Origin of the sequence: Lysinibacillus sp. FSL K6-1151, assembly GCF_038630755.1 — a bacterium.
Taxonomy (GTDB): domain Bacteria; phylum Bacillota; class Bacilli; order Bacillales_A; family Planococcaceae; genus Lysinibacillus; species Lysinibacillus fusiformis_D.
Map to the genome: position 1 here is coordinate 1,304,629 of NZ_CP152040.1, position 21,250 is coordinate 1,325,878.

Sequence of the window (21,250 nt, forward strand, 5' to 3'; positions counted from 1 at the left end):
CAAACTGCCGACACCCATCGCTTGATGGCTGCAGGCGAGAAAGATTAACTATATTCTATACAGCTTTCTTTTTATTGAAGCTTTGTGTTAAACGGTCAATGATAATCGCAAAAATAACTAAGCCTAAGCCTGCAACGAAGCCATTCCCAACTTGTGTACGCTGTAAGGCTGTTAATACTTCACGTCCTAGACCTGGAGCTCCAATCATAGAGGCGATAACTACCATAGAAAGTGATAGCATAACGGTTTGGTTAATTCCTGCCATAATCGTTGATTTCGCAAGAGGAATTTCTACTTTAAATAGTTTTTGACTAGCCTTACTACCATAAGAGTCTGCGGCTTCTACTAATTCCTTTGGTACCTGACGAATACCTAGGTTTGTCATACGTACAGTTGGGGGTAAAGCAAAAATAACAGAAGCAAAGACACCAGGCACAATCCCGATACCGAAGAAGGCAACTGCTGGGATTAGGTACACAAAGCCAGGCATTGTTTGCATGAAATCGAGTATTGGTTTAATAATGTTTTCAGCTATTGTTGATTTGGACATTAGAATACCAAGTGGAATACCGATGATGATGGATATAATACTTGAAAAGATTACAAGCGTGGTTGTCTCCATAAGGTGAGTCCATAATCCTTGGTTATAGATAAACAGCAAGCCTATTAATGAAAATGCGGCAAGCCCGAATTTTTTACCAGCTACAAAGAAGGCAAATATCACGACAAGTAATATAAGAATAATGGCTGGGATACTAATTAGTAAATCAGTGACCTGATTCATGAGTAGTTTTCCAAATTGTTGAATCGTGTTAAAGAACGCTGAAAAATTACTCGTCAACCAGTCCATAGCTGATTCAACCCACGTAGCTAGTGGAATTGTTGGAATATTATCTAAAAAATTATTCATGTGCTTCGGCCTCCTCATCGCTCGTTGACAGTGCTTGGATGACAACGCCTCTAATCAGAACACCCAGTAAGCGGTCATCTTTGACAACTGCAATAGGAGTAGGTGAATTATAGATCATTCCTAAAATATCCTGTAAAAGCATATCTGGCGGAACAGTTAACACCTCTGATTGCACAATAGAATGGACTGTTTGTTCATGTTTTTTAGCTGCAGCCAGTGCATCATCAGCTGTAATAAAGCCTTTTAAATGTCTATTTTTATCAACAGCCATTAATAAACTGACAGCCTCTTGACGCATACGTTTAAGCGCTACTTTAGGACCGTCAAGGTCTACATTGACATAAACAGGACGCACCATAACGTTTTCTGCTGTTAATACTTTCGAACGGTCCACATCTTCCACGAATGTTTTGACATAGTCATTGGCTGGATTGGTTAATATTTCTTCTCCTGTACCAATCTGAATGATTGAACCATCCTTCATAATGGCGATGCGATCCCCAATACGTAATGCTTCATTTAAATCATGTGTAATGAATAAAATAGTTTTCTTCAATTTTTGTTGTAGATCAAGTAGCTCATCTTGCATTTCTTTACGGATCAATGGATCCAGTGCAGAAAAAGCTTCATCCATTAATAGTATTTCAGGATCGTTGGCAAGGGCACGTGCTAACCCAACACGCTGCTGCATACCACCTGATAATTGACTTGGGTATTGATCTTTGTATGCGAGTAATCCAGCATTTTCGAGAGCCTGTTCCGCTTTTGCTTGGCGTTCTTGCTTTGAAATACCTCGAACTTCAAGGCCATATTCGGTATTTTGAAGTAATGTGCGATGGGGGAATAAACCGAAGTTTTGAAAAACCATACTCATTTTATTTCTTCTGACAGTCCGTAGACTTTCTTTTCCCATAGTAGAAATATTTTCTCCATCGATATATATATTTCCGCTCGTTGGTTCAATAAGGCGGTTTAAGAGCCGTATAAGTGTTGATTTACCACTTCCTGACAGTCCCATGATCACGAAGATTTCTCCTTCGTTGACCGTAAAGCTTGCATCGTATACACCAACAGTCGCACCTGTTTCTTTTAAGATATCAGTTTTACTTTTTTGCTGTTTAACGAGTTCTAGTGCTTGGGGAATATGTTTACCAAACACTTTTGATACGTGTTCTATTTTAATTTTTTCCATAGAAGCACTCCTTTCGTAGATTATTACTATGTGAGGATAATGATACCCAAAAATAAACAAGTAACAACCTTACTGTAACAAAGAGTTGTTACTTTTGTCAAATCGACTAATAAGAAAAAAACCGTTTAAACGCTGTTATATCAGCGTTTAAACGGTTTTTAATTTGGATATAAAAAGCTTTGAACTCTGGCGAAGCTTTCATCATTTCCGACAAAATAAATAATGTCACCTTCCTCAAATGAGACATAAGGACCAGGGGATAGTAATAATTCATTGCCACGTCGGATACCGACAATGGTGCTTGATGTATTTTGCCAAAAATTTAAGGTTTGTACAGTTTGATGAATGCATGGACTATCAGCTGTCATTTCTAATTGATAAGGAATGAATGGATTGACCGAACGGTAATGCTCAGTGCGGCTAATGAGCTGCTTTGCCTTGTCTTGTAAATTAATTAATTCATGATGCTGCTTTTGAATACTCGTCAATAGTTCATTTTGTATTTCGTGAATGGATTGAACATCATGAAACTGTCTGACGAATTGTGCTGCTTTTTCATACGATTTAATAATTACGCCGCTACCTTTAGAAGCCTCAACAATTTCTAAGTCTTGTAACACGGCAATGGCTCTTCTCGCAGTCTCTGCTGAAACATTGTATTGACTTGCAAGAGAGGATCTTGCGTATATTTTATCGCCAATGCGGTATTTTCTTTCTACGATCTTAGAGGCAAGGTCGATGGCTATTTGTTGATATTTTGGCTGCTTTACTTGAACATTTTTTTCTAAGTTCATTTTAAACTTCCTTTCGTCATTACAGTACCACAGCTTATTATAGACTAGCCTGCACAGAAAAAATAGCACCTCCATAAGCTAGTGGTATATGATGAAAAAGTAATGCTAAAATTTTGGTATCTATCATTTATATTAAAAGAATAATAGCTGTTGTTTGACACTTTTTAGTTATTATTATAAACTAAGTTACGTTATGTAAGTGATGTAAAAATACATGTGCTCAGTTGGCGAATTCAGCCAACTGTTTCTATAGAAGGTTGGAGATTAATATGACAATTACGACTAAAGTTATGGACTTAGTGAAGGATAAAATGACAATCGTGAAGCATACAAATACAGAAAATATTTGTCTAGTTGGCCCAGTAAATTTGCCTGTAAAACAAGGCGATTTTTCTGCATCATTTCAATGGTATAACTGGCTAACAGTTGATGCAAATTTAACGAAAGAGGAAATTATTGATGGTTTAGCAAATGCCAATTTAGCATTTTTGCAACAATCATCTGTGCTGGTGTATGGTGATTTTACCCATTCCGAGGATGCTTTAATCCGAATGCATAGTATTTGTCACACTGGTGACATCTTTGGCAGTCAGCGCTGTGATTGTGGCTACCAGTTGCATGAATCCATGAAAATGATCGCAGAGCACGGCTGTGGCGCTATATTTTATTTAGCCGATCATGAAGGTCGTGGCATAGGGTTATTCTCTAAATCTCTTGCTTATTTATTACAAGAGGAAGGGCTAGATACAGTAGAAGCAAATCATGCACTCGGCTTCCCAGATGATACTCGTTCATATGACGAGGCACTTGCGGTATTAGCTACTCTACGCACAAAACCTGTCACACTTATTACAAATAATCCGAAGAAATTGGCTGCTTTACAGGCTCGCGGTATGGCTGCCGAAGGGCATGTTCCATTATGGGGCGGTTTGACAGAGACAAATCGTTTTTATTTAGAAACAAAAGTTGAAAAATCTGGACATATGCGCGAAAAACAATAGGTGGAGGTTGTGATGATGGCAAATGTTGATGAAAAGTATATGCAATTAGCACTCGATTTAGCAGCGAGTGCCAAAGGAAATACGAACCCTAATCCACTTGTTGGGGCTGTGATCGTGAAGAATGGCGTAATTGTAGGCACGGGCTTACACAGAAAAGCAGGTGAACCACATGCTGAAGTGCATGCTTTTCGTATGGCTGGAGAGCATGCACAAGATGCTACATTATATGTAACGTTAGAGCCTTGTTCGCATTATGGGAAGACACCACCTTGTGCGAAGCTAGTGAAGGAATCTGGTGTAAGTCGAGTTGTGGTAGCCATGCAAGATCCAAACCCAGCTGTAGCAGGGCAAGGCATTCAATTGCTACGGGATGCGGGAATAGTAGTTGAGGTGGGAGTTTTGGAGCAACAAGCTCGCCGTGTTAATGAACGTTTCATCCACAATATGCTGACACAACGCCCATTTGTTATTTCCAAATTTGCTATGACTTTAGATGGGAAAATTGCCACACATACAGGGCATTCTAAATGGGTAACTGGCGAGGCTGCACGTGAGGATGTTCACTATATTCGCCATGAAGTAGATGGAATTTTAGTCGGTGTGGGTACAGTCATTGCTGACAATCCTACTTTAACAACAAGATTAAAAGAAGGATACGGAAAAAATCCAACACGTATTATTATGGATAGTTCTCTACGCACACCCGATTATGCAAATGTGTTAAATACGGAGGAAGCACATACGATTCTTGTATGTAGTGAGGACGTAAGCCAAGAAAAAATGAAGCGATTTACAGACAAAGGTGTGACGGTTTTACCAGTACGTAAAAATGAATATGGACTTCAGCTTGATGATATGCTTGAAAAGCTTTATACACATGGCATTACGGATATTTTGCTCGAAGGAGGAAGTAAAATAAATGCTTCTTTTTTACAGCAAGAAGCGATCGACAAATATGTGGTGTATATAGCGCCTAAAGTTCTCGGTGGGAATCTATCATTAACACCGTTTGCTGGTTATAGTCCTTCTCAAATGAATGAGGCATGGAATGTTGAATGGACTTCATTTGATAAGGTAGGCGAGGATTTGCGTATTATTGCTTATCCAAAGCAAGGTGAAGAAAAGTGAACTATCAAGCAGATGTTTGTATAGTAGGGGCAGGACCAGCTGGCGCACTGTTAGCCTACTTACTAGCCAAAAAAGGGCTAACAGTGATCCTACTTGAGCAAAACGCAGCACTTGGTCAGTCATTTCGAGGCGAGCACTTAAATGAAGAGGGCGAGGCTGTTTTAAAAAATCATCATCTTTTTGAGGCAGTTGAGTCACACGGTATATTACGAATGGAGAAGCTGGAGTATTACGCAGATGGTAACGCCTTTAAAACGATTTTTCCTGATGAAGCAGTAGGTCATTTAGGCATACATGTCCCACAAGCTCATTTATTAAAGGGAATTTTACAAAATACACGGCCGTTTCCCAACTTTACATGCTTGCTACATACAAAGGTAACAAAGCTCATCGTAGACACTTCTGGTCATTATAGAGGAGTTATAGCAATAAAAAATGGAAACACTATTAAAATTGATAGCCAATTAATTATTGGTGCAGATGGTCGCTATTCTACCATTCGTAAGGAAGCACATATTGATGTTCAGAAACAGAAACATGGCTTTGATTTACTATGGGCTAAAATTCCTGCACCCCAAAATTGGGAACCTTCGATAAAAATGGCACTAATCGATGATAAGCAGCTGTCATTGTTTACGCAAGTTGGTGGTTATATTCAAATAGGCTGGAATATCGAACAGGGTAGTTTCCCTCAGCTGCGCAAACAAGCTTTTACTCCTTTTATCCAGCAGCTTACAACACAATTTCCACTATTAGCTAATACAGTACAAGAGCATATTCAATCTTGGAAAGATTTTGTGTTATTAGATGTTTTTAGTAGTCACTGTGACTGTTGGGGTACCCAGGGCATTGTATTGTTAGGTGATGCTGTCCATACGATGACACCAACTGGGGCATTTGGATTAAATAGTGCTCTAAAGGATGCCGATTGTTTGGCATCTTTGCTAAATAAAGACACGTTAGCACAATTTAATGTACAAGATTTTCAACAAATGCGTAAGCAAGCCATTGAGGAAGTATTAGCAAAACAAATTGAAAAAGAGCAAACATTTGCTTCTAACTTTATAAATAAGGCTTCTTGAAAGGGCGAACAACTAGATGAAATTTGGCTTTGATATAGATGACACTTTAATTGATTTACGAGCACACGCTTTTTTACTCTATAATAAAAAACTAGGTAAAAATGTTTCCTTTAAAACCTTTCAAGCCTTACAACGTGTAGAAATACATGAGCCTTTTGGTTTAACAGACGAAGAAGGTTATGCAATGTGGAATAGTACAATGGAGGAGATTTATTTTACGGACTGTCCTTCTTTTGAGGGGGCAATAAAAACGCTCCAAGCTCTAGCGGCGCAAGGGCATGATATTTACTATATTACATCTCGTCCCAAACAATACTGTGCACAAACAAGAGCATGGATGGAGGCGCAAGGTTTTCCAATAACGGACGGTCATTTTTTCTGTGGAATGCAGGATGCAGAAAAAGTCAATATTATAAAAGAGCTTGCGTTAGATGTTTATGTAGATGATAAACCAACAGTGCTGGAAACACTTCATGATGTGACAACAAAGGTGATCTTAAAAAATCAATCCTATAACCAGCATGTGAATCTTCCACGTTTATATGATTGGCAAGAGTTTCAAGTGCTGATACAAAAATAAAAGATTGGTACAACGATTATGCGTTCGTTGTACCAATCTTTATTTTTTTAAAATCGATTCAACTTAAAGGTTGATAAATCCTGTTTACTTTTGCCATCTACAATTAATTCCGCTAGTACTTCCCCTACAGCGCTACTAAATTTAAAGCCATGGCCCGAAAAACCTGCAGCAATAATAATATTTTGATGTTTAGGCAAAAAGTCAATTATAAAATCTTCATCAGGAGTCATCGAATACTTGCATGTTTTGCCGTATTTTATTGCACCATGCTTGGGCATAAACTGATGAATGAAATTTTGTAAATCAACAAGATCTGCATCATCAAATGGGCGCAAAGGAGTATTTGGATTGATCACTTCGCCACCATCATGTCGCCCAAGTTTTAATCCTGCTCCATCAATACTAGGAAAGCCGTAGTAGGTTGAATCTGCAAATTCAAAGCAATAGGCTGGGAAATTTTCATCACGATAAAGCTCCTCATCTGCCTCAAACCATGCAAACGTTTTACGTGTTGGGGTAACTGGGATGGTTACGCCCATCGTTTGTAGTAACTCGGTTGCCCATGCACCAGCCGTCACTATTAAGTGCTTTGCTTTGTAAAGGTTATGTACAGTTTGCACCTGTACAATTTCTCCAGCTTGAATAGCAAGTACTTTTTCATTCGTCTGTAAGCTTGCACCAGCCTCTAACGCCAATTTTTGATATGCTCGAATACATGCTTCTACCCGAAGGACGCCTGCTGTCGGCTCAAAGCAAGCCACTAAATCTTCTGGCAAGAATAGCCCTGGCCATTTGTTCATCGCTTCCGCTGCTGAATAATGTTCGAGTGCTAAATCATAGAGTGCTGAGCTTGCCTTGACATTCTGAATAAAGTCACAGGTTGGTTCTCCAATATTGACTACGCCAGTTTGTAAAAATAAGTTCTCATTGGCTAAAGACTCTAGCTCTTGCCAAAGCTCACCAGCTCTTTTTACAAAAGGTACATAGCTAGCCCCTTCACCATAAGCAAAGCGAATGATTCTTGTATCTCCATGATGACTACCTTCTTCATGCGGGGGAGTAAAGGCATCTAGCATAAGAACTTTGTTACCTTTCTTTGCTAAATAATAACCAGCCGCCATCCCCATGGAGCCAGCACCAACTATTATGACATCATATACCATTCTGAATCCCTACTTTTTTGCTCTAGTATAACAGATTAGCAGGGAAGGAAACAGAAATTTTAGAAAATAAATAGGCACAACACCTGCAATCCAAATGGACTAGAGGTGCTATGCATTGTAGATACTTGCTATTTTGAGCTTGGTAGAATTTTATTAAGGAAAATCGCTACTAGCGCAGCGGTTGCGATAGGCGATCCAAATAAATATTGAACGGTTGTAGGTAGTGAATAAAGGAAATCATCAGGCAATAATGTCAGAGCTAACGTTAAAATGACAGGAATCGCAATGACATACATTTCCTTTTCGCCAATATGTTCATTTTTCATCACCTGTAATCCGCTGATGGCAATAATGCCACAGACGATGACAAATACACCACCAATGACTGCTGAAGGAATGGCTGAAATAAGTGCCGCTAATTTACCAGAGAAGCCGAAGATGATAAACCAAATACCTGCTGCTATAAATACTCGACGGCTCGCAATCCCTGTAATTGAGATAACACCTGCATTTGTAGAGTAACCCGTCACAGGTGTAGAGCCTAGTAATGAAGCAATAAAACAGCCAATGCCTTCACCAATAACGCCTCGATTAATTTGTTGATCTGTTAATGGTTTGTCGATGACATTGCTAATGGCAAACCATGTTCCTGTTGTTTCCGCCATTAAGACAATATAAATAATGACCATTGTGATAATGGCTGAAATATTAAAGCTAAAGCCGAAATCTGCAAATGGAATTTGCGGCATACTAAACCATTTTGCTTGTGATACAGGAGATAAATCTAAAACACCCATCCTATTTGCCGCAATACTGCCGCCGATTAAGGCAATGATGACAGATGCAATACGGAATAGACGCCCTTTTTGGTGGAAGACTGTCCCTAACATGACACAAATGATTAATACAATGGCTGAAATCAAAGCTAAATAGATGTTCTGATTAATGGATGCACCTGCTCCATTAAAAATATTATCACTTAAACCGACAGGCATTAAGGAAAGACCGACAACAAAGATAATCGTACCGCCAACAATCGGTGGAATAAATGTTTGAACAATTTTATTGAAAATGCCTGTATAGCCTAAAATAATGACGCAAATAGCACCGATTAAGCTGGCACCTAGCACAGTGCTCCAGCCTAAATCACCACTGCCACTTGCCGCATAGATTCCAACAATAGCCCCTAGTGGAACATAGGAAGGGCCTTGTGCCATCGGTAATTTCATACAAAAATGGGTTTGTACAATAGTCGCAATTCCTGCCGCAATAAAGGTGGATTGAATTAATGCATCTGCCTGCCCTGTTTGTAGACCAATGAGCATGGCAATTAAAAATGGCACAACGTAAACATCCATGGCCATGACATGCTGTAAACCTAGTAGAGCTGATTGGCTGAACGAGATTTTTTCATCTGGTAATACGGTTAATTGTGTTTTTCTTGTTTCGTTTGTTCGTTTACTATGTTGCGTTTTCACGAAGTTGTACACCTCAAAATGATAGATTTTTAATGAATAAGAGAATGACTAGTCTCTCGCATGAACTTTACTTCCTTGCACCCATACCTCACGGATATTTTCTGGGCGTACAAGATACATTATTTTTTGGAATATATCGAGTAAATCTTCCTTTTGATCAAAAATTGGAAGCTTAGCAGTAGGGATTTTTGTATCTATAATTTGTACATCCCATGTATAGTTTTCTTGTAAACGCCCAATTGGAAGGCTTAAGCTTTCACCACCACCAGCAGTGGCTAGATAGAAGGCTTCATTAATGGTAATACGTGAATTTGGCACACCTCGTTTTTCAGCTGCAAGGGTTGTATCGACACCATCCTCTAACATTCTTGATGACATAACAGCTTGTCTTGCATTATCAAAAAGACTTGGAGAAAATCCCCCTGAAACATCTGAGCCTAATCCAATATCAATGCCCATTGCATGGAAGCGGGCGATTGGAATCACACTGTTAGCAAAATAGGCATTAGAGATTGGACAATGACCAATGGCAGTGCCTGTTTCAGCAAATAATTGAGCATCATCATCACTTAAAAAGTTACAATGAGCCATAACCGATTTATCACCTAATAAACCAAAATCATGTAAGGCTACTGCATCATTGCTATTAAATCTCTCTTTGACATAACCATGCTCCCAGTCACTTTCGCTACAGTGAGATTGAATATGAGTATCATATTTCGCTGCTAAATCACCTAAGCCCATTAAGGCATCATCTGTACAACTTGGAATAAAGCGAGGTGTGACCACGGGGTAAACACCTTGTTTAGTTGTTTTCGCTAATTCTTTTACCGCTAAAATAAACTCTTCTGTATCAGCTAATGCGGTTTGTGTGTTTGCATCTCGATAAAAATCGGGATTTTGCTCAGGATCATCCATGACCACTTTTCCGACAAGGCCACGTTGGCCCTTTTCAGCACAGATTTTAGCTAACAGTATGCTAGCTTCTTTATGAACTGTCGCAAAATATAAGGATGTTGTTGTGCCATTGGCAAGCAGCGTGCTCACTAAATCCTTGTAAACCTCTTGTGCAAACGTTAAATCCGAAAATTTTGATTCGATTGGGAACGTATAGGTGTTTAGCCAGTCATAAAGTGGAATGTCTAAGGCTGTACCCGATTGTGCCCATTGTGGTGCATGAACGTGCAAGTCAACAAATCCTGGTAAGAAATATTGACCTTCAGCTAATGGATGGAAATTAGGTTGATGTTGATATGTAGTTAATAGTTGTTGGTAATCAGTACGTTCTGGACCGACTGCTTTATCAATCATGCCGTCAGCATTTATGAAAAACAAATAATCTTTTAAAATTTGAACTTCAGTAGCAGATTTACTAGTAAAAGCTGTCCCTTTGAAAATATACGTATATTCAGTCATAAAAACCACCTTAATGTTCGTTTATCGATAATAACACGGATTATTATAGGCTATACAAACGATGGAGTCTATAAAAAAACGAATATTAATGAGTTTGTGAAAGAAAAAAAGAAGCTGTCCAACTACATTTTTACAGCTTTGACAAGCATTGATGGATGAGAAGAAGGCACATGTTTTAGCGTGCCTTCTTTTTATAGAATGGATTCATTGATGATATGAAGAAAGTTATGAAAGGAGGGGGAATGGTGCTGTTCATTTTTTCGTGTACAAAGATAGATAGGACGTTGAATATCAATATCCTTAATAAAAACACGGGCAACCTGTTGCTGCTGGATAAAGCTAGAAGCTGCTATGGACGGAGCTAGCATTGTTCCGAAACCTGCTGCAATAGCATGGATCGATTCATTAATTCCATCTAGTTGCAGTCCTACTTTCGGTGGGGGAATTTTATGCACTTTACATAAAGCATTTAAATATTCTTTTGTGGAACTCCCGTCTTCCCTTGTCACAAAGGGCTGTTCCATAAGTTCTGCGAGGGAAACCGTTTGACCTGCTAATGGATGACTGTATGGCACGATAAACCAATAATCTAAATTCATCAGAAATTGATAATTAATATCAGGATGATGGCCATCTTCTTTAACGATAAAGGCTAAGTCAGCTTTATAATGCAATAATTCCTCAATGACTTGCTGTGAATTAGCCGTTTTTAAATGGAGATTTGTTGCTGGATAAATTTGTTTAAAATGAGCCAACCATTTGGGCAGTAAAAAATGGGAAGGCACATGCGTCGAGGCAATTTGTAATTCCTCATTGCCTGTATATTTCAGTTGTTCAATTTTATATTCAATATCGATTTCTAAATCAAATAATCGCTGTGCCTGTTTATATAAAAACGTACCATTTGGTGTTAATGCAATGCCTCTTCCTTTGGATTCTATCAGGGTCAAACCTAGCTCTTTTTCTAAATTTCGTATTTGAATGGTGACAGCAGGCTGACTAATCATAAGCGTTTGTGCCGCTTTGGAAACACTATTGTGCTCAGCCACCTTTGTAAATAGCCGTAAAGCGTGTAAATTCATATGCAAGCACCTTTCATTAATTTTTTTTATGATTTTATATACATTATATATTAGATTTATTAATTTACGCTCTGTATCCTTATAATTACAGTAGGAAAAAGGGGAGGGGGATAAAAATGACTCGACAGCATATGGGGGTTGTCTTTGGAGGAATTTTATTACTAGTTGTCGCAATGGGAATTAGTCGATTTGCATTTACACCGATTTTGCCATTTATGCGTCATGATGTAGGATTTTCGTTAGAGGTGGCTGGATTTTTGGCTTCAAGCAATTATATTGGCTATTTCATTGGCGCATTATGGGCAGGATTTATTCATCGTCGACGTAAAAATATTTTATTGGCAAGTGTCGTTTTCAATGTTCTATCGGTGGGATTAATGGGCTTGCTAGAGGTGTATTCTGTATGGCTAGTTCTACGTTTAATCGCAGGCATTACAGGTGGGCTTATTTTTGTTTTAACGTCTAGCATTATGATGGATTATTTGGCGAGACATTCATTATCGCGATGGTCTGGCTATGTATTTAGTGGCATTGGTTTGGGAATTGCTATTTCTGGCTTATGTGTTCCTGCAATAGAAGCGAAATTTGCTTGGGAGGGAACATGGCTAGGTTTAGGTATGCTATCAGCTATCTTTTTACTCATTACCTTTATTCTGTGGAGAAATTTAGAGGTTCAAGACAGCATAAAAGTGATGAAAACGCTCGATACCAAAATGACAAGAGGCTTTATGCCATGGCTGATTCTATCCTATGGTTTAGAGGGATTAGGCTATATTATTACAGGTACTTTTTTGGTTGATATTATTCATAATATCCCTTCTCTCCAAGCTTACTCCTCTTACAGCTGGGTTATTGTGGGACTTGCAGCTATTCCATCAGCACCTGTTTGGACAGTCTTATTGGAGAAGTTTTCAGCGATAAAAATTTTGTTTGTGGCATACATACTTCAAGTGATTGGCATCCTATTACCCGTATTTTCACAAACTGTATGGAGCGTATTGTTAGCATCATTTTTATTTGGTCTGACCTTTGTAGGAATTGTCACGTTAACTACTTCCTATGCACGACAGCTTTTCCCAACACAGAGCGGTTTTGTTGTATCTTTATTAACAACCTTTTATGCTTTTGGACAAATTATCGGACCGATCGTCGCAGGAAAGCTGGTTGAAGTTTATAGTAGCTATAAAGCAGCACTTGTATTTGCTGGTGTCATCGTGTTTCTTGCATTGCTCGTTATGGTAATTGGTAGATGGCTAACTGTAAAAAAAGAAGCTGTTGCAGAACATACAATTTCTATATAGCGCATAAAGGCCAGAAATCCAAATAGGATTTCTGGCCTTTATCATTTACTTAAAGAAGCCGTGCCTCTATCTACATGATATTAAAAAATATAATAAAAGTCTATATATTTTTTTCTTTATATGGAAAAATAGATAAGTGCACAAAGGACGTAACGTTACGATTCTACATTGAAATGGGGACTTTATATGAACACAGAACAAGCTATTCAACGTTGGAATCAATATGCAGAGCGGTATACAGCTACCTACGGTGAGCAGGGTGACAATCATCGTGTAGTACTGTTAAATCCCACCATCTTTTCTTTACTGGAAGGGCTAGATGGAAAGTATGTATTAGATGCAGGATGTGGAGAAGGATATTTAAGTAGGTTACTAGCGAAGAAAGGGGCAAGCGTAACGGCTGTTGATTTTTCACAAAAAATGCTGGATATTGCTATGGAAAGAACACAACAGCAGGAAGCTATTCAATTTTTACACGGGAACTGTGAAAATTTAGCGTTTCTAGCAGATGAGCAATTTGATGGTATTGTGTCAAATATGGTTCTTCAAGATTTAGAGGACTACAAGGCTGCATTGCATGAAATGTATCGTCTTTTGAAACCTAATAGCATTTTTATTTTTTCAATTCTGCATCCATGTTTTGTGACACCAAATAGTGGATGGATAAGACATGAGCAGCTAGATCAACAGTATTGGAAAATCCAGCGTTATTTTTATGAAGGGGTTTACCAACAACTAGATGCTGACCCCTCAATTGTGCTGTATCACCGTACATTAACAAGCTATGTGCAAGCCATTATTCAAAGTGGCTTTACCATTGAAGCTATTGTAGAGCCAAAGCCATCACAAGACATGCTAGAGAAGTATCCTCAATTTGAGGAAGATTTGCATTGTGCAGATTTTATCGTCTTTAAACTTAGAAAATAAAGGAGAGTGAATCCATGCGTTTATTTCATGTCAGTGAGAACCCTACTATTACGATGTTTCATCCTCGACTACCTGAGCGAGCAGATTTAGATGCAACCAAAGGGCTTGTATGGGCCATCAATGAGAGATGCTTGCCAAATTATTTAACGCCGAGAGATTGTCCTCGTGTTTGCTTTCATGCAGGGGTACAAACAACAGAGCAAGATAGAGGGCATTATTTAGCACAAGCTTCTCATGTAGTGGTCATTGAAAACAAATGGTTTGAAGTATTGAAGAATACGAGACTTTACCTATATGAGTTTGATAGTAATGGATTCTCATTACTGGATGATAATGCAGGTTATTATACAAGTGAATTAATACAAATGCCCATTAATGTCTCTGAGGTTAACGATATAGCTAAAGCATTATTGGAACGGAATGTTGAATTGCGAATAGTGGATCGCTTGTGGGATATCCATGACGAAATCCAGTATACAAGCTTAAATTGGTCGATGTGCAGGATGCGCTTTGCACAGCCAAGACACTAAAGAACAAGCCTCGTCATGCTGCTAGTGCATGGACGAGGCTTGTTTGTCTATTAATTAGATAAAGGTATACAGCTAATTACGAGAAGCAGGGTGATATTCATTGAATCCTACCATCTATTCTTTGGTGGAAGAGCCAGATGGAAAGCATGTATTAGATGCAGGATGTGGAGAAAGATATTTAAAGTACTACTCTAACAAATTTTCAATCTCGTCTTCCAGTACGATCAAAATGAGGTAGTTTTAAAGGGTTTAGGTATATCGTTCAAAGTGGTGTTCACTACTGAATGAAAAAGGAAAAGATACTTTTGCAGAATGGTTGATTGAAGTGGAATCAGCACCACTCCTAGGGGATTTAGCGTCACAGATGAGACACTAGAGCGAACCCAGTGAGTGAAGCCGCTCAACGGACGTCCCCCTGGAAAGGATGCTGGCGGAACGGAAATTAACTCCTCGCCTTGCTAAAAGGTCTTTTTCTGCTAGTAACATGATCCTTTTTCAACACACATTCCCTTTATAACTAGACAGCATGATAACGACCAACAGGAACAATTAAAGGTGTTTTAGAAACAGGGTCTTCAATAACCATGCTATCTAAGTCAAATGTATCTTTAATTAACTCACTTGTCACAATATCTTTTGGCGAACCTTCTGCAAGTAAACGACCATTTTTTAATGCGAATAAGTAGTCCGCATAGCGGGCAGAAAGATTAATGTCATGTAATACCATGACAATGGTTGTACCATATTTTTTATTTAAATCTGTTAGTAAATCTAAAATTTCAACTTGATATGTAATATCTAAAAATGTTGTTGGCTCATCTAAAAATAAAATATCAGTTTGTTGCGCTAATGCCATAGCAATCCACACACGTTGACGCTGACCACCTGAAAGTTCATCGATATTGCGGTCAGCAAACTCTGTAATGTTCATCATTTCAAGAGCTTCTGCAACTGCCTCATAATCTTGTTTGGACCAACCTTTAAATAATGTTTGATGAGGAAATCGACCACGGCCAACTAAATCAGCAACTGTAATTCCTTCAGGAACGATAGGGGACTGAGGTAAAAGTCCTAACACACGAGCTAATTGTTTTGGTGGCATTTGATGAATGGATTTGCCATCTAGCATGGCATGACCACCAGTTGGCTTAATCAGGCGTGCCATTGTTTTTAATAATGTAGATTTTCCGCAACCATTCGCACCAATAATAATGCTAATTTTATTACTTGGAATAGCAATGCTGACATTTTCTAAAATCGTCTTTTGCTCGTAACCAGATGTTATATGTTCAGCCTGAAGCGTATGTGTTGGTTTCATCATATATCTCCCTTTCGATTGATTCGAATTAACAAGTAAATTAAGTAAGGTGCACCAATGATTCCTGTAATAACACCTACTGGATATCTAGCTGTAAATGCGAATTGACCAATTAAATCAGCAGCCAATACTAAAATAACACCAATTAGACCAGCTGGAAGTATATTTGAAAACCCGACACCAACTAATTTTTTGGCAATTGGTCCAGCAAGGAATGCAACAAAGGCAATCGGTCCTGTAGTTGCTGTAGCAAGTGCAATGATTAATACAGAACAAAGCATTAAAATGATTCTTGTTTTGTTTGTGTCTACACCTAGAGAGGTGGATGTTTGTTCACCAAGCTCAAGCATTTCTAAATGCTTCCCGAAAAATAACAGTACAGGTGTAAATACAATGACGATCATCATTAATGGATAGAGTGACTCCATTTTCGCACCATTTAAGCTCCCACTCAACCATCTCATGGCACTTGGAATATCATGTGTATTGCCAATTAGCATTAAATAAGAGATGAATGCATTTAGCATTGCTTGAATACCAATCCCGATTAATATTAATTTGCCAATTGAAAAAGAAGAGCCTCTTGATAAAGCATAAATAATTAGGACAGTAGCTAAACCGCCAATAATTGAAGCGATGGATACAACGATATTACTTGCTTGCAGGACAATAATACAAAATACAGCAGCAGCACTTGAACCAGCTGTAATACCAATAACATTTGGATTTGCTAAAGGATTGCGCAACATAGTTTGGAAAATATAACCTCCAACACCAAATGCAAAGCCAGCAAATGTACCAGCTAGCATGCGTGGTAATCGAATTGTGCCTACAGCGAAAGAGGCACCTTGTACATGTTGGCCAAGGAGAACACGGATAACATCTTCAACAGGGTAAATCGTGTTACCAAGCATTAGCATTGTGCAACACAGTATTATGGAAATAACAGTCAGTACAGAAGTTATTATGACAAAGCGTCTTTTTCTTCGTTGTCTGCCTTTCATTATGGATATCAATGTTTCATTCATCATAACGCACGCATTTTCGCTTTCATCGTAATTAAAATCAAGATAGGGGCACCAATAAAGGCTGTTAAAATACCCACCTCTAGCTCACCAGGACTGCCGAGAAGTCGACCACAAACATCTGAAAACGTTAAAATAATTGCTCCTGTTAAGGCAGACATAGGAAGGATAAAGCGTATATCAGGTCCTATAATAAGGCGGACAACATGAGTTGCTAATAAACCGATAAAACCAATAGGTCCTGCTAGAGCGGTAGCAGCCCCACATAAAAGAACGCCACCTAGTGCTGCAAACATACGTAGTGTACCAGTACGAACACCTAAACCAGTTGCCACTTCATCCCCGAGTGCTAAAGCATTTAGTGCTGGAGCAGTGAAGAGGGCAATCAATAGGCCTACAACTAAAAATGGAATAAATAGCTGAATAGCGTCCCAGCTTCCAGCTCCCACACTTCCAACTTGCCAAAATCGAAATTGATCCATTACATTTGTACGCGGAATCATAACCGCAACGACTAATGAAGATAAAATGGCACTTGTAGCAGCCCCTGCAAGTACAAGCTTTAATGGTGTAGCACCACTTGCACCCATAGAGCCTATTCCAAATACAAAAATAGCAGTGATAATGGCACCCGCTATTGCTAACCATATATATTGATTGGCTGAACTAATGTCTAAAAAGGCGATACCACAAACGACAAAAAGTGATGCCCCTGTGTTTACCCCCAAAATACTTGGATCTGCAATTGGATTACGTGTAACGGCTTGCATTAGTGCCCCAGAAACGCCTAATGCCGCACCACACAGTAAACTAAAAATTGTTCGGACGATTCGTTTTCGGACAACAACGGCTTCATGTGACTGAACATCAGGATGGAACAAGCCATCCATTAGTCCAGTCCAGCCAATTGTACGAGAACCGAATAGTAGCGAAGCAATTACGCATAACGCAAGAAAAATGATAAGAAAAAGCAAAACTTTAGCGAAATTTTTAGGGATAAATAACTGCTTCTGTTCGGTAGCTTGTATCTTATTCATATTACTTTATATTTTTTGCTACGTCTGAGATTAATGATAAATAGTCATCAATTGTATAGGCAATTGATAGTGGGCTAGGGGTACCAGCAGCTGCAAGTGGCGTATTATCACCAATAACAACAACATTCCCATTTTGAATAGCAGGTACTTTCCCTAAAATTGGGTCAGCTTGTAATGCTGGTAAAGTTGTTTCATCTCCGTAAGCAATAAAGATTTCTACATCAGCTAAAGCATCTGCATTTTCAGCGCTTAATTCAATATAGAAGCTGCTATCATCCGAAATTTGTTTTGTAACGCTTTCAGGATATTCCATACCTAATTCCATTAAGAATTCACCGCGTGGATCTGCAGGTGTATAAACATAGAATTTTGATAAATCTGTTGGAGTAAACATAGCGAATGCAGCTTTTTTACCTTTAATAGCAGCATGTTCATTCACTTTATCTTGGATCAATTTTTCAGTGTCTTTGATTAATTGTTGACCTTGTGCTTCCATACCCATACCTTGAGCGTTTAATGTAACTTGGTCACGCCAAGAAGTTACCCAAGGAGTTTCTTTATAGGCTACAACAGGTGCGATTTGACTTAATGTCTCATACTCTTCTTGCGTAATACCAGAGTATGCAGCAAGAATGACATCTGGGTTAGAGTCAGCAATGGCTTCGAAGTCTAAACCGTCAGTATCTTGATAAATATTCGGATTTTCTTCACCAAGCTCTTTTAATTTTTCAGCAGTCCAAGGAAGCATACCACTACCATCTTGTACACCATAGTTAGCTGCAGAGAAACCAACTGGTACTACACCAAGTGATAGTGCAACGTCATGGTTAGACCAAGCAATTGTTGCTACACGCTCAGGTTTTTTATCAATAACAGTTTCACCAAAAGCGTGTTTAATTGTAATCGGATACTGCTGTTCATCAGTAGTTTCTGATGTATTGTCTTTTGTTTGTTCTTCTTTTTTAGCAGTGTCTTTATTAGATGAATCAGAACATGCTGCTAAAGCTAAAACCATTAATGATAAAAGCATTACTATGAACATAGAATTTTTAATTTTTGACATTTTTTTAACCTCACTTTATTTTAAAAAATGATAATGATAATCCTTATCATTCAGAGAAAAATATTACGCTAATTTCAGTAAAAGTCAACAAATATTTTTGCATTTTTGATGTTTTTTTGCTTTATCACGATTATACGATATTCGGTATAAAAACTGAGCTAGAAAAAAGCGGAAATGCCCCGCACTTCTTGGTTGAGAATATTTAAACTATTATCCTTATTTACACATCCTTAAATTGGTCGATGTAACGAATCTTTCCTAGAAGAGACATTTAGAAAGCAAGCCCCGTCCTACACTTATTGCATGGACGAGGCTTCCTTGTCTATTAGACTGTAGATGTTTGTTCGATTGGTGTGGAAGAAATATGAACTAATTGTTTGTCTTGATAAGTGAAGATGTAATCATAATTAGTTGCCTCATTGAGCATTGTTGGTAAATAATGTTTTAAATCTGCAATGCCAACATTTTCAGGGTGGAAAATCCAAGTAAGGTCCTTCCAATCAAGAATACCCTCTGCAACTTTTATAGGTGTTATATATGTAAAAGATTCAGGTAGTTCTGCTATAAAAGCATACATACAGCCATAGTTAACAACACCATCTGTCCATGTGATTTTTCCTTTATAAGTAATTTCTTCAACCGTAATACCTGTTTCTTCTTTAATTTCTCGTATAGCACCTGCTAATGGCGTTTCGTCCTGTTCAATTTTACCACCTACACCATTCCAGGCTCCCATCCATGCTGGGTAATTTCTATTCAATAAAAGAATTTGTTCACCCTTCTTTAGAAAACAAATTGTAAATTCAGCCAAAATTGTTTCTCCTTTTCTATTTAGTCGTTACTAAAAATATTGTATCAAAGAAATCATTCTATCACGTCAAAATTGCATCCTGTATGCGTGTTATAGTTAATAAAGATAGTTGAAGGAGTGAGAATCGCTGTGATATTAATAAGTGCTTGTTTAGCAGGGTTAAATGTTCGTTATAATGGCACCAACAGTTTAGATGAAAAAATACAAAGGCTTATGTTAGAAAATAAAGCGATTACTGTTTGCCCAGAGCTGATGGGCGGTTTTTCAACCCCTCGGGAGCCTGCTGAAATTGTGGGAGGCAATGGAGGGGATGTACTTGATGGCAAAGCAACCGTTATTGAAAGGACTGGGCGTGATGTCACAGAGCTGTATTTAAAAGGAGCCTATGCGACTTTACAAAAAGCACTTGAAGTAGACGCCTCTCTGGTCGTTTTAAAGGAGTATAGTCCATCTTGTGGTAGTGCAATGATTTATAATGGGGCGTTCAATGGTACTAAATTATTGGGTGAAGGGGTAACTACAGCATTACTACGAAGGCATGGGATTGAGGTTCTATCAGAAGAGCAATTTTTATGAAAGGTCGGTTTTAACGAGAGAGTAACCTTTGTCAGTTAGAAACGTCTGAACTGGTGGGAGGTGGCTTATATGCCATTAACATTCGCACATCCAGCCGCAATTTTACCTTTTTCAAGACGAAGTAAGTACATCCATTTTTCAGCACTTGTACTAGGAAGTATGGCACCTGATTTTGAGTATTTTTTTAGAGGTAGACCAATAGGTGAGATAGGTCATAGCTTAACGGGATTTTTCATTTTTAATTTACCTCTTATTATTGTGATTTACATCCTTTATTGTAAGTATGTTCGGCAGCATGTAGTTCATCATTTACCAGTATGTTTACAGGAAACAGCTAACCAAACAACTTCCAGGAGTAAACGACTCAATGTCATTGTCTTTGGTTATTCAGCGTTTTTGGGTATGCTCACACATGTCATTTGGGATTCCTTTACACATAAAAATGGATTTATGGTTTCGCATCTATCTATTTTATCAGAAACAATGCCCATTTTCGGTTTTCAATTCCCCCTTTATAAATACTTACAGCATGGCAGTACTTTAGTAGGCATTACGTTGATTATCGGTTATGTCTATGTTAGAGCAGCCCATCAATCAACGAATGCATTGCTCACTATTCATCCTAAACAAAAATTATTTTTCTGGATACAGGTACTTGGATTAGCAATCTTCTATGTATGTTGCTGGTCTATTATAGATGGGGTATCAGTTAGCAATTATGGTGTATGGGTGGTCCGTATGATTGATTCATTTTTCTGTAGCTTGCTAACCATTTGTTTATTGAAAACATATTGGCAAAAATAAATAATAACGAGCATGACAGGACTTCCTTTAAG

21 protein-coding genes are annotated in these 21,250 nt (G+C 38.3%); 9 read left to right on the forward strand and 12 right to left on the reverse strand.

Translation table 11 applies throughout. From position 1 onward, the window contains the following. Positions 1 to 55: 55 nt before the first annotated feature. The 3 genes from MHI04_RS06160 to MHI04_RS06170 all read right to left on the reverse strand — a co-directional run bounded on the left by MHI04_RS06160 (position 56) and on the right by MHI04_RS06170 (position 2,896). A complete protein-coding gene (locus tag MHI04_RS06160) occupies positions 56 to 910 on the reverse strand; it encodes a proline/glycine betaine ABC transporter permease (protein ID WP_141903573.1) in 855 nt (284 codons plus the stop codon). Further along, positions 903 to 2,102, reverse strand: coding sequence for a glycine betaine/L-proline ABC transporter ATP-binding protein (locus MHI04_RS06165; protein WP_036127743.1), 1,200 nt, complete (start codon positions 2,100 to 2,102; stop codon positions 903 to 905). The genes MHI04_RS06160 and MHI04_RS06165 overlap by 8 nt, the downstream gene beginning before the upstream one ends. Before the next feature lie 158 nt (positions 2,103 to 2,260). After that, positions 2,261 to 2,896: a TrkA C-terminal domain-containing protein gene (locus tag MHI04_RS06170; protein ID WP_036127739.1), complete on the reverse strand. Its 636-nt coding sequence runs from the start codon at positions 2,894 to 2,896 to the stop codon at positions 2,261 to 2,263. Between the two features lie 269 nt (positions 2,897 to 3,165). Here MHI04_RS06170 and MHI04_RS06175 point away from each other — a divergent pair, with 269 nt between their 5' ends. From MHI04_RS06175 to MHI04_RS06190, 4 genes are read left to right on the forward strand one after another with little or no spacing between them, the layout of a single operon-like run. Continuing rightward, a complete protein-coding gene (locus MHI04_RS06175; protein ID WP_089932088.1) occupies positions 3,166 to 3,897 on the forward strand; it encodes a GTP cyclohydrolase II in 732 nt (243 codons plus the stop codon). 15 nt (positions 3,898 to 3,912) lie between these two features. Then, complete coding sequence (gene ribD / locus MHI04_RS06180; protein WP_271913547.1) at positions 3,913 to 5,025, forward strand: bifunctional diaminohydroxyphosphoribosylaminopyrimidine deaminase/5-amino-6-(5-phosphoribosylamino)uracil reductase RibD; 1,113 nt, start codon at positions 3,913 to 3,915, stop codon at positions 5,023 to 5,025. Then, a complete protein-coding gene (locus MHI04_RS06185) occupies positions 5,022 to 6,107 on the forward strand; it encodes an FAD-dependent oxidoreductase (protein WP_271912618.1) in 1,086 nt (361 codons plus the stop codon). Before ribD ends, MHI04_RS06185 begins: the two co-directional genes overlap by 4 nt. A gap of 16 nt (positions 6,108 to 6,123) precedes the next feature. Further along, positions 6,124 to 6,687 (forward strand): hypothetical protein, encoded by a 564-nt coding sequence (locus MHI04_RS06190; protein WP_271912620.1) that lies wholly within the window; start codon positions 6,124 to 6,126, stop codon positions 6,685 to 6,687. Between the two features lie 47 nt (positions 6,688 to 6,734). Here the strand turns inward: MHI04_RS06190 and solA are convergent, their stop codons facing one another. The 4 genes from solA to MHI04_RS06210 form a co-directional block, all read right to left on the reverse strand. Then, complete coding sequence (gene solA / locus MHI04_RS06195; protein WP_036127723.1) at positions 6,735 to 7,850, reverse strand: N-methyl-L-tryptophan oxidase; 1,116 nt, start codon at positions 7,848 to 7,850, stop codon at positions 6,735 to 6,737. 128 nt (positions 7,851 to 7,978) lie between these two features. Beyond that, positions 7,979 to 9,328: a solute carrier family 23 protein gene (locus MHI04_RS06200; protein WP_330493498.1), complete on the reverse strand. Its 1,350-nt coding sequence runs from the start codon at positions 9,326 to 9,328 to the stop codon at positions 7,979 to 7,981. 48 nt (positions 9,329 to 9,376) lie between these two features. Further along, entirely contained in the window at positions 9,377 to 10,744 is a 1,368-nt protein-coding gene (gene guaD / locus MHI04_RS06205) for a guanine deaminase (RefSeq protein WP_342535409.1), read from the reverse strand. A gap of 191 nt (positions 10,745 to 10,935) precedes the next feature. After that, the gene (locus tag MHI04_RS06210) at positions 10,936 to 11,826 is read right to left on the reverse strand and encodes a LysR family transcriptional regulator (RefSeq protein WP_271912623.1); all 891 of its coding nucleotides are present in this window, start codon (positions 11,824 to 11,826) and stop codon (positions 10,936 to 10,938) included. Between the two features lie 116 nt (positions 11,827 to 11,942). Between MHI04_RS06210 and MHI04_RS06215 the strand changes: the two genes are divergently transcribed. From MHI04_RS06215 to MHI04_RS06225, 3 genes are all read left to right on the forward strand, one after another. After that, positions 11,943 to 13,127, forward strand: coding sequence for a YbfB/YjiJ family MFS transporter (locus tag MHI04_RS06215; RefSeq protein ID WP_342535410.1), 1,185 nt, complete (start codon positions 11,943 to 11,945; stop codon positions 13,125 to 13,127). Positions 13,128 to 13,313: 186 nt separating this feature from the next. Then, the gene (locus tag MHI04_RS06220; protein ID WP_342535411.1) at positions 13,314 to 14,054 is read left to right on the forward strand and encodes a class I SAM-dependent methyltransferase; all 741 of its coding nucleotides are present in this window, start codon (positions 13,314 to 13,316) and stop codon (positions 14,052 to 14,054) included. A 14-nt stretch (positions 14,055 to 14,068) separates the two neighbouring features. Further along, on the forward strand, positions 14,069 to 14,584 hold the full coding sequence (locus MHI04_RS06225) for a DUF6886 family protein (protein WP_089932095.1): 516 nt from the start codon (positions 14,069 to 14,071) through the stop codon (positions 14,582 to 14,584). 517 nt (positions 14,585 to 15,101) lie between these two features. Here MHI04_RS06225 and MHI04_RS06230 read toward each other — a convergent pair. The 5 genes from MHI04_RS06230 to MHI04_RS06250 form a co-directional block, all read right to left on the reverse strand. Next, positions 15,102 to 15,902 carry an ABC transporter ATP-binding protein gene (locus tag MHI04_RS06230; protein ID WP_036127699.1) on the reverse strand — a complete coding sequence of 267 codons (801 nt, stop codon included), beginning with the start codon at positions 15,900 to 15,902 and terminating at the stop codon, positions 15,102 to 15,104. Continuing rightward, entirely contained in the window at positions 15,902 to 16,933 is a 1,032-nt protein-coding gene (locus MHI04_RS06235; protein WP_058843291.1) for an iron chelate uptake ABC transporter family permease subunit, read from the reverse strand. The genes MHI04_RS06230 and MHI04_RS06235 overlap by 1 nt, the downstream gene beginning before the upstream one ends. Continuing rightward, positions 16,930 to 17,964, reverse strand: coding sequence for an iron ABC transporter permease (locus MHI04_RS06240; protein ID WP_186436259.1), 1,035 nt, complete (start codon positions 17,962 to 17,964; stop codon positions 16,930 to 16,932). The genes MHI04_RS06235 and MHI04_RS06240 overlap by 4 nt, the downstream gene beginning before the upstream one ends. 1 nt (position 17,965) lies before the next feature. Beyond that, complete coding sequence (locus MHI04_RS06245; protein ID WP_340810127.1) at positions 17,966 to 19,027, reverse strand: iron-siderophore ABC transporter substrate-binding protein; 1,062 nt, start codon at positions 19,025 to 19,027, stop codon at positions 17,966 to 17,968. A gap of 325 nt (positions 19,028 to 19,352) precedes the next feature. Continuing rightward, a complete protein-coding gene (locus MHI04_RS06250; RefSeq protein ID WP_036127689.1) occupies positions 19,353 to 19,838 on the reverse strand; it encodes an 8-oxo-dGTP diphosphatase in 486 nt (161 codons plus the stop codon). A 129-nt stretch (positions 19,839 to 19,967) separates the two neighbouring features. Here MHI04_RS06250 and MHI04_RS06255 point away from each other — a divergent pair, with 129 nt between their 5' ends. After that, positions 19,968 to 20,414: a DUF523 domain-containing protein gene (locus MHI04_RS06255; RefSeq protein ID WP_058843293.1), complete on the forward strand. Its 447-nt coding sequence runs from the start codon at positions 19,968 to 19,970 to the stop codon at positions 20,412 to 20,414. A gap of 69 nt (positions 20,415 to 20,483) precedes the next feature. Continuing rightward, positions 20,484 to 21,218, forward strand: a complete 735-nt coding sequence (locus MHI04_RS06260) for a DUF4184 family protein (RefSeq protein WP_342535412.1) — start codon at positions 20,484 to 20,486, stop codon at positions 21,216 to 21,218. Positions 21,219 to 21,250: the final 32 nt, after the last annotated feature.